This window comes from Pseudomonas sp. BF-B-15 (assembly GCF_019946675.1).
In the GTDB taxonomy this organism is placed as follows: Bacteria; Pseudomonadota; Gammaproteobacteria; order Pseudomonadales; family Pseudomonadaceae; genus Aquipseudomonas; species Aquipseudomonas migulae.
Genome location: NZ_JAGYFZ010000003.1, coordinates 1 through 12,704, shown reverse-complemented (window position 1 = coordinate 12,704; position 12,704 = coordinate 1). Strand labels below are relative to the sequence as shown.

9 protein-coding genes are annotated in these 12,704 nt (G+C 60.2%); 8 read left to right on the top strand and 1 reads right to left on the bottom strand.

All coding sequences use genetic code 11. The annotated features are described in order from the left end of the window. The first annotated feature begins 60 nt into the window (after nt 1-60). The 5 genes from KGA97_RS01630 to KGA97_RS01610 all read left to right on the top strand — a co-directional run bounded on the left by KGA97_RS01630 (nt 61) and on the right by KGA97_RS01610 (nt 9,324). On the top strand, nt 61-1,065 hold the full coding sequence (locus KGA97_RS01630; RefSeq protein ID WP_008038134.1) for an asparaginase: 1,005 nt from the start codon (nt 61-63) through the stop codon (nt 1,063-1,065). 144 nt (nt 1,066-1,209) lie between these two features. Continuing rightward, the gene (locus tag KGA97_RS01625; RefSeq protein ID WP_223480105.1) at nt 1,210-2,202 is read left to right on the top strand and encodes an AraC family transcriptional regulator; all 993 of its coding nucleotides are present in this window, start codon (nt 1,210-1,212) and stop codon (nt 2,200-2,202) included. Between the two features lie 240 nt (nt 2,203-2,442). Beyond that, nucleotides 2,443-3,480: a histone deacetylase family protein gene (locus tag KGA97_RS01620; RefSeq protein ID WP_223480104.1), complete on the top strand. Its 1,038-nt coding sequence runs from the start codon at nt 2,443-2,445 to the stop codon at nt 3,478-3,480. A gap of 5 nt (nt 3,481-3,485) precedes the next feature. After that, nucleotides 3,486-4,586 carry a polyamine ABC transporter substrate-binding protein gene (locus KGA97_RS01615; RefSeq protein WP_008038136.1) on the top strand — a complete coding sequence of 367 codons (1,101 nt, stop codon included), beginning with the start codon at nt 3,486-3,488 and terminating at the stop codon, nt 4,584-4,586. Between the two features lie 151 nt (nt 4,587-4,737). Further along, nucleotides 4,738-9,324 carry a dermonecrotic toxin domain-containing protein gene (locus KGA97_RS01610; RefSeq protein ID WP_223480103.1) on the top strand — a complete coding sequence of 1,529 codons (4,587 nt, stop codon included), beginning with the start codon at nt 4,738-4,740 and terminating at the stop codon, nt 9,322-9,324. Between the two features lie 28 nt (nt 9,325-9,352). On the opposite strand, the gene KGA97_RS01605 is transcribed toward KGA97_RS01610, so the two are convergent. Next, nucleotides 9,353-10,903 (bottom strand): PLP-dependent aminotransferase family protein, encoded by a 1,551-nt coding sequence (locus KGA97_RS01605; protein ID WP_223480102.1) that lies wholly within the window; start codon nt 10,901-10,903, stop codon nt 9,353-9,355. 90 nt (nt 10,904-10,993) lie between these two features. On the opposite strand from KGA97_RS01605, the gene KGA97_RS01600 reads away from it, so the two are divergent. The 3 genes from KGA97_RS01600 to KGA97_RS01590 all read left to right on the top strand — a co-directional run. Then, nucleotides 10,994-11,617, top strand: a complete 624-nt coding sequence (locus KGA97_RS01600) for an FMN-binding negative transcriptional regulator (RefSeq protein ID WP_207284980.1) — start codon at nt 10,994-10,996, stop codon at nt 11,615-11,617. Nucleotides 11,618-11,626: 9 nt separating this feature from the next. Beyond that, nucleotides 11,627-12,073 carry a GNAT family N-acetyltransferase gene (locus KGA97_RS01595; RefSeq protein ID WP_008038140.1) on the top strand — a complete coding sequence of 149 codons (447 nt, stop codon included), beginning with the start codon at nt 11,627-11,629 and terminating at the stop codon, nt 12,071-12,073. A 17-nt stretch (nt 12,074-12,090) separates the two neighbouring features. After that, on the top strand, nt 12,091-12,704 hold a 614-nt coding region (locus tag KGA97_RS01590), incomplete at its 3' end, for a GNAT family N-acetyltransferase (protein ID WP_223480101.1).

Below are 12,704 nucleotides of genomic sequence, written 5' to 3'. Positions count from 1 at the left end.
GACCGCTATCGCGAGCAGGCTCACTCCCACAGAGGAACTCATCGTTCTCGGAGCATCTCCATGAATTCCTCGACCTACCCTGCCGCCCAGCACGTCATGGTGCTCTACACCGGCGGCACCATCGGCATGCAAGCCAGCGAACACGGCCTGGCTCCGGCCTCCGGTTTTGAAGCGCGGATGCGTGAATACCTGCACAGCCAGCCTGAGCTGGTGGTGCCGCAGTGGCGCTTTCGCGAGATGTCGCCGCTGATCGACAGCGCCAACATGTCCCCGACCTATTGGCAGCAACTGCGTGAAGCAGTGGTCGATGCCGTCGACGTTCAGGGCTGCGACAGCGTGTTGATCCTGCACGGCACCGACACCCTCGCCTACAGCGCGGCGGCCATGAGCTTTCAATTGCTCGGCCTTAATGCGCGGGTGTGCTTCACCGGTTCGATGTTGCCGGCCGGCGTGACCGACAGCGATGCCTGGGAAAACCTCGGCGGTGCTCTGGTTGCTTTGGGCCAAGGTCTGGCGCCGGGTGTGCATCTGTACTTCCACGGCGAGCTGCTGGCGCCAACCCGCTGCGCGAAGGTGCGCAGTTTTGGTCGGCATCCGTTCAAGCGCCTGGAGCGTCAAGGCGGCGGAGCGAAGGCCCCGTCACTGCCAGCAACATTGAACTACAACCAGAGCAAGCAACTGGCGAAAGTCGCTGTGTTGCCGCTGTTCCCCGGCATTGGCGCCGAGCAACTGGATGGCGTGCTGAACAGCGGCATCCAGGGCCTGGTGCTTGAGTGCTACGGCAGCGGCACCGGGCCGAGCGACAACCCCGAGTTTCTCGCCGCGCTTTCGCGGGCACGGGACAACGGCGTGGTGGTCGTTGCAGTGACGCAGTGCCATGAAGGTGGCGTTGAACTGGACGTTTACGAGGCCGGCAGCCGGTTGCGGGGTGTCGGTGTATTGTCCGGTGGCGGCATGACCCGTGAAGCGGCGTTCGGCAAGTTGCATGGGTTGCTGGGTGCAGGTCTGGACACCGCTGAAGTGCGGCGACTGGTCGAACTCGACCTCTGCGGCGAACTCACCTGACCCTGTAGGAGCCGGCTTGCTGGCGATTCATGCAACGCGGTGTGTCTGGAAAACCGCGTCGACTGGATCGCCAGCAAGCCGGCTCCTACAAGTGCTCGGCATGTAATTTGCTGCGTTCCAGCCATCCCAAGGCTGGAAGCCGCCATGCTGCACTCCCACCTCACCACCCTCAATGCTGTCTCTCTGGTGCTCAACGCCTTCAAGGCCGAAGGCCTGTCCAGCGACGCCTTGCTCGCGGGGAGCGGCATCAGCGCAGCGGACTTGAACCGTGCCGACACGCGCATCACCACCAACCAGGAAATGCAGGTCTGCGCCAACGCGGTCGCGCTCAAGCGTGACATCGGCCTGGAGCTGGGTCGGCGCATGCACGTTTCCTGCTACGGGATGCTCGGTTATGCGCTGCTCACCAGTGCCACCTTCGGTGACGCTTTGCGCCTGGCGATACGTTTTCCGGCGCTGTTGGGAACACTTTTCGAGCTGAGCCTGGAGGACGACGGCGAACGCATCTGGTTCGTCGCCGCCGACTACCGGGAGAGCCCGGCGATGGCGGTGTTCAATGCCGAGTTCTGCCTGGTGTCATTGAAAGTCACCTGCGACGACCTGCTCGGTCACCCGCTGCCGTTGATCGCCGCACGCTTCGAACATGCCGCGCCGGACTACCAAGCGACCTACGCCGCACACTTCAACTGCCCGCTGCACTTCGAAGCGCGGGACAACGCCTTTGCTTTCGACAAGTGCTGGCTCGACCAACCCCTGCCGCTCGCGGATGTCATCACCCATCAGGCCATGGCCGAACGCTGCCGCAAACAGAACCTCGAGTTCACCGGGCGTCAGGCGTGGCTGGGGCGGATTCGCCAGTTGCTCAGCGCGCAATTGAATGCCGCACCGGGGCTCGAAGGATTGGCCGAGCAGATGAATTGCTCGGCGCGAACATTGCGTCGCCACCTCAAGGACCTGGGGTGCAGTTATCAGGAGTTGCTGGATGAGCTGCGATTCGAGCAGGCCAAGCAACTGCTCTGCGAAGACCAGATGCCGATCTACCGGATCGCCGAAGTGCTGGGCTTCAGCGAGACCGCGAGCTTCCGCCATGCCTTTGTGCGCTGGAGCGGCGTGGCGCCCAGCCAGTTCCGCCCATAGCGAAGACCTTGTAGGAGCCAGCTTGCTGGCGAAGAACGGTAACGCGGTGTGCCTGATACACCGCGTTAACCGGATCGCCAGCAAGCTGGCTCCTACTGGACCGTCGTCATGCCAACAAGGGGCGAATTTCGGTCAACTATTTTGGCCACATCGATCCCCTTTTGGCCTTTCCTGCCGTTCTCCGAATCGCCATCCGCCGCAAGACTGTGTTCAACCGAATCAGCCTGCGGAGAACAAGAAATGCTGACAATCTACTCGGACGATCACCACCTGCACCACGGCCGTTGTGAATTGATAGACGGGCAACTCAAGCCCTGCTTCGAAATGCCCTCGCGCGCCGACCATGTGCTGTCACGGGTGCAAAACCAGAAGCTCGGCCCGGTAGAAGCGCCGAAGGATTTCGGCCTCGACCCGATCGCACGCATTCACAGCCGCGACTACCTCGACTTCTTCAAAGGCGCCTGGGCACGCTGGACCGAGTTCAACACCGACGGCGACTTGCTGCCTTACACCTGGCCGGCCCGTACCTTGCGCCGCATCAAACCCACCAGCCTGCACGGCGAACTGGGTTATTACAGCTTCGACGGCGGCGCCCCGATCACCGCCGGCACCTGGCAAGCCGCGTACAGCGCAGCCCAAGTGGCGCTCACCGCCCAGGCGGAAATCCAGCGTGGCACGCGCAGTGCCTTCGCGTTGTGCCGTCCACCGGGACACCATGCCGCCAGCGACTTGATGGGCGGTTATTGCTACCTCAACAACGCCGCCATCGCCGCTCAGGCGTTCCTCGATCAGGGCCACAAGAAAGTCGCGATCCTCGACGTCGATTACCACCACGGCAACGGCACCCAATCGATTTTCTATGAGCGCAGCGACGTGCTGTTCACCTCGATCCACGGCCATCCGGAAGCCGAGTTTCCGTTTTTCCTCGGTTATGAAGACGAACTCGGCGAAGGCACGGGCGAAGGCTTCAACTTCAACTACCCGTTGCCCGCCGGCAGCGGTTGGGAGACCTGGAGCGCCGCACTGGAACAAGCCTGCAAAGAGATCGAAAAGTACGGTGCCGAGATCGTCGTCGTGTCCCTGGGCGTCGATACGTTCAAGGACGATCCAATCTCCCAGTTCAAGCTCGACAGCCCGGATTACCTGGCGATGGGCGAGCGCATCGCCAAGCTGGGCGTGCCAACCCTGTTCGTGATGGAAGGCGGTTACGCGGTCGAAGAAATCGGCATCAATGCCGTGAACGTTCTTGAAGGTTTTGAAAGCGCCCAAGGGAAATAACAACAATGAACACACTCAAGCGTTTCATCGTGCCCGCGCTCTGTGCCACGGTGCTCAGCGGGGCCGCTCACGCCGAAGAGCGCACGTTGCGCGTCTACAACTGGTTCGACTACATCACCCCCAAAGCGCTGGAAGACTTCAAGGCGCAGAACACCCAGACCAAGCTGATCTACGACATTTTCGACACCAACGAAGCGCTGGAAGCCAAGCTGCTGACCGGCAACTCCGGTTACGACGCGGTGGTGCCGTCCAACGTGTTTCTCGCCAAGCAGATCGAGGCCGGTGTTTTCCAGCCGCTGGACCGCAGCAAACTGCCGAACTGGAACCACCTCGATCCCAAGCTGATGAAGCTGATCGAAGCCAACGACCCCGGCAACAAATTCGCCGTGCCGTACATGTACGGGACCATCCTGATCGGCTTCAACCCGGACAAGGTCAAAGCAGCGCTGGGCGCCGACGCGCCGGTTGACAGCTGGGACCTGATCTTCAAGGAAGAGAACATCAGCAAGCTCAAGCAGTGCGGCGTCGCCCTGCTCGATTCGCCGTCGGAAATCCTGCCCCTGGCCCTGCAACACCTCGGCCTGGACCCCAACAGCAAGAAGCCGGCGGACTACGAAAAGGCTGAAGCGCTGTTGATGAAGATCCGGCCGTACGTCACGTATTTCCACTCCTCCAAATACATGGCCGACATCGCCAACGGTGACATCTGCGTCGCGGTCGGTTATTCCGGCAGCTTCTCCCAGGCGGCCAACCGCGCCAAGGAAGCAAAGAACGGGGTGACCGTCGACATGCGCCTGCCGAAAGAAGGTGCGCCGATCTGGTTCGACATGCTCGCGATTCCGAAGGGCGCGAAGAACACCGAGGACGCCTACACCTTCATCAACTACCTGCTGCAACCGCAGGTGATCGCGCCGGTCAGTGACTTCGTCGGTTACCCGAACCCGAACAAGGACGCCACGGAACTGGTCGACCCGGCGATCCGCAACAACCCGAACCTGTACCCGACCGAAACGGCCATGGCCACGCTTTACACCCTGCAACCGCTGCCGCGTGATGCCGAACGTGCCCGCACGCGGGCCTGGACCAAAATCAAGTCAGGGACCTGAAACCACCTCTGAAAACTGAAGACCCGCCGTGATGCGGGTCTTTTTTGCCTGCGATATTTATGTACCGCCAGACACCGGGGCCCGCCCGATACCGTCCCCTGATCCAGCGCTGCGCAATCAACAACAGCGCACCCTTAATCAGGAGACGACCATGTCCGATACCCTTTCCCCGAGTGCAGAAAATGTACTGACCCAACTGGTCACCGGCCCCTCGATCAGAGAGGTTGCAGCGACTGCATTGGCGCCTGCACTCAACGCGCTTTACCCGCACTTGAAGATTGATCCGACGCTCGCCACGGTCGTCACTCCGACCTGGGTCGATACCGGCAGCGAGGTCGTGCCGGGCAATAATCTGTATGAATCGCTCACCGACGTGTTGGTGCGGCTCGGGTTGTCGGGTTCGACGGTGATGCTCATCGATGGCGAGCATTTCCTGACCCTGCAACCGGGCGTTGTACCGCCGGCTCAACTGCCCGTGAACATCACGGCCATCGGTTCACTGATCAATACGCTCGCACCGCAGCTATTCATCGCCTACCAGCAACAGCAACTGGATTACTGGAATCAGCAGACAAGCCCTTCGACCCCGCGCTGGCATCAGCTCTCGCAGGCGCTGCAGGACATCTGGAACCTCGATGCGACCACCGACTGGGATGCCGATCAAAAAGCAATGGCCCTTGCCGTGTTCACTCAGCCGGATCGGGCAGCACGGCGCTCACAGGACAAGTACCTGACCAAGGCCTGCCTGATCGATACCGAACACGTTGAAAGCGCGCAGAGCAAACATCTGCGGGTTCTGGATATCGCCGTGTTTGTGGGTACGTTGGACAGTCGAACCCTGGTGCTGACCCACTCGATTACCGAAGGGTTCAGGCGTTACGACTCTGTTGCGGCGCTGGGCGAAACATTGTTTGCAAACCCTGGGGCGTCGAGCACCGGGCAGACCCTGCAATGGCGCCTGTATGAACCCGAGGGCAATTTCTTTCATCATCAGGCGTGTGCGCTGATCGCACTCGAAGCCGAAGCCATCGGTGCCTTCAATACATTCCAGAGCACTACGCCAACCAGGCTTTCACCGCAAATCAGCGCGGCGGCGAAGAGTTTCACTGAATTTGAAGCCCTGCCTTCGTCGCGCTTCAACCAGGTTCAGGGGTTACTGACAGGCTGGCTGAGCAATGCATCGTCAGCGGACCTGACCCGTTACAGCCGACACCTGATGGACCTGGCGCAGTTGCGAGAGCAGGACGCTGGAAAAACCTTCGACGAAGGCATCGCTTCACTGCCGGAGTTTGCCCTGCAAACCCTGCGAGAGCAGATGATCAAGGATCATCCAACGGCAGCGGACCTGAATCTGAAAGACATTCAAATCAGCATCACCAGCCTCATCGTGCTGGGCACTTTCGTGGTCCCCGGCAAGACGCAGACCGTTACGTTGTCGCTGATCGAATTGGCACTGCAAAACCTGATTGCCGTTCCGTTGGGCAACAAGACGGTGCAGTACAAAAACGGCGACCCTGTGCCCGCCTGGATGACACCCGCCTACCTGGAAAACCTCGTCACCCAGGTCGATATCGGTGCGGTTTACCCGGCACTGATCAAGCGCAAGTTGCTGGATGACTCGCGAGAATCGTTGCGCCGACAAACGCTCTACACGCGTCATCTGCGCACCCAGTTGCCCTTGCAGGCGCTGCAACACAAGATGCGCGGCGAAGCCGGCATTGATGAACAAGGCTACCAATTCGTCAACGCAGCCCTGCAGCAAAGCGCGGCCGACCGCCGAGTGAACGGGCACGAGATTGTCATTCGCCCGCTGGCTTTTATCAGCAGTGAAAGCGCCGACAACAAGGGCGACGAAGTCGCCAATATGTTCGTCATCGGTCCGCGCTCCACTGATCAGGGACCGTGCCTGCTCTACCGGCCATTGCTCGTGCCCTCGCTGACGCAGTACCCGAACGAAGCCAATCTGCTGTACGCGATCAAGCATGAAAAAACCCTTCGCCAATCGGTCCTGGCGTGGCTGGCCGACGACGTGCGCTTCAACTATTCCCAGTATGTGTTTTCCGGTGAGTTGCCTTCGGTCTGGACCCTGACCCAATTGCTGGTCGATCCCACCTCGGCGTTGGGCAAGATGGGCGCGGTGTCGCTCAGTGCAGCAGCCCTTGATGATGATTCACTGGCGCCGCTGTTCAAAGCCAATGCCAACGCCATGATGACGTTGGCTGACCGTCAATCAGTGTCCAATGCACAAGCTCGCTGGGAAACGTTCAAGCACGGTGCATGGATGCTGTTCAACGTCGCCTTGCCCTTCCTCGGGCGCACTGCCGGGGTTGCCGCGTGGATCTGGCAGATCATGGACGACTTGCAGGAAATCACCGATGCCGCAGAAAGCGAAGACAGCCAACTTGCCTGGTCTGCCGTGACCGATTTGCTGTTGATGCTCGGCATGGTACTGGCTCATCGGGCTGCCGCTCGCCATAAACCGGTCTCGCGATTAGCCGAGAAACTCGAGCCACCACCGGTCACACCGCCCATCAAGCCTGCGCAGAAAATCACGGTCACTCGCCTGCCCGACCTCAATCAACTGCCTCACGACCATGAGACGTCTTTGCACGCCGTCGCCACACTGCCGCCTCTAGCGTTGGGCACCTTGCTGGATGAACTGGCCATTGCCGAACCCAAGGGAATGGCCGTCGCCTCCAGCGCGGCCGGCCCTCACCAACACCTCAATTCACTTAACGGAAAATGGTATGCGAAGGTCGGCCAGCGATGGTTCGAAGTCACCCTCAACGACAATAACGACGTGCAAATCATTGACTCACGCCAGTCCCCCACGCGCACCGGGCCGTTGCTGATCAAGAACGCCAGCGGCGAATGGTTTATCGATACGCGGCTGAGGCTGCGGGGCGGGGGCAGGGAGAGGCAGCGGCTGGAACAGCAAAACAAAGTGCGTCTGGCTGAACTGAAACAGCAAATGACAGCGTTCGAAAGCCAGGTCAAAAGCCGGGAAACAGAACTCAAGGAAGCTGAAAAAAACGCGAAGGCACCAACCGCCACCGCCACCCATCGCCGCTTGTACCTTGAAATGCTCGATGCGCAGATGTCACTCATCGGCGCCAACATTGAGCAGATGAAAGCGTTCAATGCTCGCGAAGCCATTCCCAATTTCCGAAAAGCGATGATCAGCCGTCTGGATTTCCAGCTATCGCTGCTGGAGAAATGGTTCGACCACCAGCGTCCTGTTTTCGACAATCAAATGCGTCTCTCCCTCAATCTTCTCGACACACAACCAACGGAAAACACGCAGGCCGCCCGACAGACCTTTCAACACATGAGCGATCTGACCGAGGGCTACATCAACAAAATCGAATTCGCGCAATCGCGCTTCGAGCAACTGAACCTGCTCGGCAAAGAAGCCGTGGAAGTGATCCGCGACGTCAAGGCCAACATACCGACGTTCGATTTACAGGACCTCAAACTGTTCCAGATCACGCTGGCCCAGGAATTGTGCCTCGCCCCCTCGGTCGCGCTCACGCATGAAGCTCGCCCGGCGCTGGAGAGCGTTGTCGAAAACGCAGCGCTCGCCATCCAGGCGTCACTGGATCTGGCCGCTGACGAAGACGTGTTGCGCTTGCCGGAGCGAATAGAGGGGCTCAGTGATCTGGTGGAGCAACTCACGGTCACCGATCAGCGCATCATCGATCTGCCCGGCGAATTTCCCGGTCAGTTCCTGCAACCCGCGCTCGACCTGATGCGCAAACGCATCGACGCGTTTCAACAGCGCACCGTGAAACACCTGGCGAGCCTGCTGCGCGAGCGCCAGGCGCTCGAACCGCAACCTGGCCCTTCCCGTCTGCCGACCGCTCCTGTCAAACGCATCATCAAGACCCGTTACAACGGCACGGTGGTCGGCCAACTACGCGCCGATGCCGTGGCGGACGGATCAGAACTGGTCGACGTAACCTCGACGCTGACAGGCAAAGTCATCTCGACCTTTCATGAGAAAACCCCAGGAGTGTGGGTTGAACGAGTGGCCGCGAAACCGGATTCCCCTGTTGTCATCCGACCCGATTTGGGTACAAGCGTTGTTCAAGGTCAGGCAATGCTGGACGGGCTGGAGGCATTCATCCGTCGAACGGACGCCCATTCAAAAGGAGCGCGGCGAATTCCCGTGGAAATCGAGGAAATGTTCCATCAGCAGGCCCATCGACTGCAGGAGGCCGCCAAGGCAATCGACGAAGCGCTGATTTCCAGCAACGCCACCGATGACGGTCCGGGGTCTGCCGTGACACTGGTCAAGCAGCTGAATGACGGAGCAACCCGCCTCTACAGTCAGGGACGCACAATGCGAATCAGCATGACAAAACTGCAGCCGCCGACGGCCGAGCGGGTCCAGTGGCTGCAAAGCGAAGGTCAGGTCGACATCGTCAGGAACCCCGGCCGACGCTTGCTCAAAAGCCGTAAAAAAGACTACCTCGAGGAATATGAAGTCCGTGACCACACCAGCAAAAATGTTCTGTGGTATGCACACTTTCACTACGCGCAGCCCGAGTCGCCTGTCCAGACGTTCACGGCGGCGCATCTGAAAACCGTGCAGCAACGGCTGCTGGGCGGCGCATCCGAGGCGCGCAGTGCAAATGACGATCTCCACGCGATTGCGATTTATCGCAGCGAAATCAGCCCACAACTGGCGACTGCACTGTTTTTCGCGAAGGTGCTGCCGTCGGCCTCAAAATCGTAAGTCTTGCGTCGGGGTGAGCCGTGACGGCTTAACGCCGCCAGACCTTTTCCAGTCGCCCGAGTGCGGTGCTGATGGCCGCCTCGGGCACGGCCGCGAAACCCAGGACCAGCCCGGCACGCTGGTCCACCGGTTTCTGCGAGTCCGGCAACCAATAGCTGCTCAGCGCATTGATCTCGACATCGACGCTGGCGGCTTTTTCTATCAGTTCGTACTCGCGCACCTGTGAGTTGACCGCCACTGTCAGATGCAACCCTGCGGCGACACTCGGCAGGCTGCCGATGCCGGGGATGTTCTGCGGCCAGCCCGCCAGCAACGTATTGCGTCGACTCAGGGCAGCACGGCGCATGCGGCGGATGTGCCGCTGGAAATGCCCGGTGGCCATGAACTCGGCCATCACTGCCTGGGTGCTGACTTCAGAATGTCGAACGTCCACTGCTCGACGCTGAGAAAACGCCTGCACCAGTGCCGGCGGCAACACCAGATAACCCAGGCGCAACGCCGGGAATGCGACCTTGCCAAAAGTCCCGACGTACAAGACCCGGCCCTGCCGATCGAGTGCCGCCAACGGCGCCAGGGGTGCGCCGCTGTAACGGTATTCGCCATCGTAGTCGTCCTCGACGATCCAGCCTTGGTTACGCTCCGCCCAAGCGAGTAATTCAAGTCGCCGCGCCAGGCTCATTACCACGCCGGTCGGGTATTGATGCGAAGGCGTGACATAGGCCAGTCGACAATCGCTGAGCCGGGCCAGTTCGGTGCAGTCGATGCCCTCGCCGTCCACCGCCACCCCATGCAATTTCGCCCCGGCCACGGCGAACGCATGACCTGCCGCCCGATACCCCGGATTTTCAATCGCCACCCCGTCGCCCGGCTCCACCAGCAGCTGTGCACAAAGGCTAATCCCCTGCTGTGCGCCGCTGGTGATCACTATTTGCTCAGCCGTGCACTGCATCCCCCGCGAACTGCGCAAATAAGCGGCGATCAGGCCGCGCAAGCGCGCATCGCCTGCCGGATCGCCATAACACAGCTGCTGCAAATCCGGTTTACGCCAGAAAGCCGCATTCAGCTTGGCCCACACCTCGAAGGGAAATAGGTCGAACGCCGGAACGCCCACCCGAAAAGCCCGAGGCGGACCGCTGGGCGGCGTGGCCAAATGGTTCTTTTCAACGCGCCCCAGCGCTCCGCTGTGGATAACTTTACTGGATGAAATTACAGGTAAATCCAGCCAATTTGTGGATAAGGCTGTGGATAACCCTGTTGACAACCCTGTGGATACTTTTGTGGATAGTTTTTCCGTGGGCAACGCCGCTTGAGGCAATTGCGCGACGTAAGTCCCGTCCCCGACACGTCCCTCGATGAAGCCTTCTGCGTAGAGCTGATCGTAGGCGCGAACCACGCTGTTGCGGGAAATCGCCAACGCCGCCGCCAGATCCCGGCTGGCCGGCAATCGAGTGCCACTGGCCAATCGCCCGTCGAGCACCCGCAGGCGCAAGGCCTGATAGAGCTGACGACTAAGCCCCTGACGGCGGTCAAGTTCGATACCGGCGGGGTTGAACGACAGGGAAAGCGGCGCTTCGCTCATGGCAATGGACCTATGAAATTGGTCGTTAATGGCTCTTACAACAGACCAATAGCCTGCCTAGGATGGATGCATTCGCCAAGGAATTTTTCCATGTACAACCCCAGCGGCTTTGCCATCAAAGATTTGCATGAACTGCAGCAGCAGATACTCGACACACGCCTGGCCGTGGTGATCACCCACGACGAGCAAGGCTTGCAAGCCAGTCACCTGCCGTTGTTGTTCAGCCCTGACCAAGGTCCGAATGGCACCCTGTACGGTCATTTCGCCCGGGCCAACCCGCACTGGAAGGCACTGCAAAACGGTGCCGAAGCGCTGGTCATTTTCGCCGGTGCCGACGCGTACATCAGCCCGGGCTTTTATCCGAGCAAAGCCGAGCACGGCAAAGTCGTACCGACCTGGAACTACGTCGCCGTACACGCTTACGGCACCGCAGAGGTTTTCACCGACGCCGACCGCCTGCTCAATCTGGTCAGTGCGTTGACCGATCGCCATGAAGCCGGTCGCGCCCAACCATGGACAGTCGCTGAAGCACCCGCCGACTACATCGACGGCATGCTCAAGGCCATCGTCGGGTTTGCCCTACCGATCCAGCGCCTGGAAGGCAAACGCAAACTCAGCCAGAACCGCAGCACCGCAGACATCGCCGGTGTGCGCGAGGGGCTCGCCGCCAGCCCCGACGTGCACGACCAGGCCCTCGCCCACTTGATGCGCTAAGGATTGAACATGAGTCAGATTGAAATCCGCCAGGTCACCGCTGCTGATCACGCTGCGTGGCTGCCGTTGTGGCAAGCCTACCTGCGCTTCTACAACACCGAACTGCCTGAGGCGGTCACGGACAGCACATGGCAACGCCTGCTCGACTCGAATGAACCGACTCATTCGGCATTGGCGTGGAGCGACGGCAAAGCGGTCGGCATGGTGAACTTCATCTACCATCGGTCGAACTGGAGCATCGAAAACTCCTGCTACCTGCAAGACCTGTTGGTAACACCCGAAACCCGCGGCACCGGCGTCGGCCGCAAACTGATCGAATTTGTCTACGCGACCGCCAAAGCGGACGGCTGCTGCAAGGTCCACTGGTTGACCCACGAAACCAACGCCACCGCGATCCAGCTCTACGAGCGCATCGCCGAGCGCCCTGGTTTCATCCAGTTCCGCAAAGCCCTTTAAGGTTCAAGGAGAACGACATGACGACTTCACTCGCAGACTGGAAAGGCGTCCCGGCGCCAACGGTGCAAACCATCGAAGGGCGCTTCATCCGCCTGGAAAAACTCGACCCGGCGCGCCATGGCGACGGTTTGTTCAAAGCCCTGCAAGGTCCGGGCGCCGACCCGAAACTCTGGGATTATTTGCCTTACGGTCCTTTCCCGGAGCGCAGCGTTTTCAACGACTGGCTGAACAATCACGCGGCCAACAGCGACCCGTATTTCTTCAGCGTGATCGACCGTGCCAGCGGCGATGTGCAAGGCATTCTCAGCTTGATGTCGATCGTTCCGTCTCAGGGCCGTATTGAAATCGGCCACGTCACCTTCGGTGCGCCGATGCAGCGTTCGCCGAAAAGTACCGAGGCGGTGTATCTGCTGGCGAAAGAGTCGTTCGCGCTGGGCTACAGGCGTCTGGAGTGGAAATGCAACAACGGCAACGCTCGCTCCAAGTACGCGGCTGAGCGCTTGGGGTTCAGTTTTGAAGGGGTGTTCCGCCAGCACATGGTGGTCAAGGGGCAGAACCGGGATACGGCCTGGTATTCGATTCTGGATTCGGAATGGCCGGTGGTTGGGGCGGGGTTTGAGCGGTGGTTGAG

Coding starts and splice junctions, on each gene's coding strand:
- KGA97_RS01630 (WP_008038134.1), top strand. CDS start 61: ATGAATTCCTCGACCTACCCTGCCGCCCAGCACGTCATGGTGCTCTAC.
- KGA97_RS01625 (WP_223480105.1), top strand. CDS start 1,210: ATGCTGCACTCCCACCTCACCACCCTCAATGCTGTCTCTCTGGTGCTC.
- KGA97_RS01620 (WP_223480104.1), top strand. CDS start 2,443: ATGCTGACAATCTACTCGGACGATCACCACCTGCACCACGGCCGTTGT.
- KGA97_RS01615 (WP_008038136.1), top strand. CDS start 3,486: ATGAACACACTCAAGCGTTTCATCGTGCCCGCGCTCTGTGCCACGGTG.
- KGA97_RS01610 (WP_223480103.1), top strand. CDS start 4,738: ATGTCCGATACCCTTTCCCCGAGTGCAGAAAATGTACTGACCCAACTG.
- KGA97_RS01605 (WP_223480102.1), bottom strand. CDS start 10,903: ATGAGCGAAGCGCCGCTTTCCCTGTCGTTCAACCCCGCCGGTATCGAA.
- KGA97_RS01600 (WP_207284980.1), top strand. CDS start 10,994: ATGTACAACCCCAGCGGCTTTGCCATCAAAGATTTGCATGAACTGCAG.
- KGA97_RS01595 (WP_008038140.1), top strand. CDS start 11,627: ATGAGTCAGATTGAAATCCGCCAGGTCACCGCTGCTGATCACGCTGCG.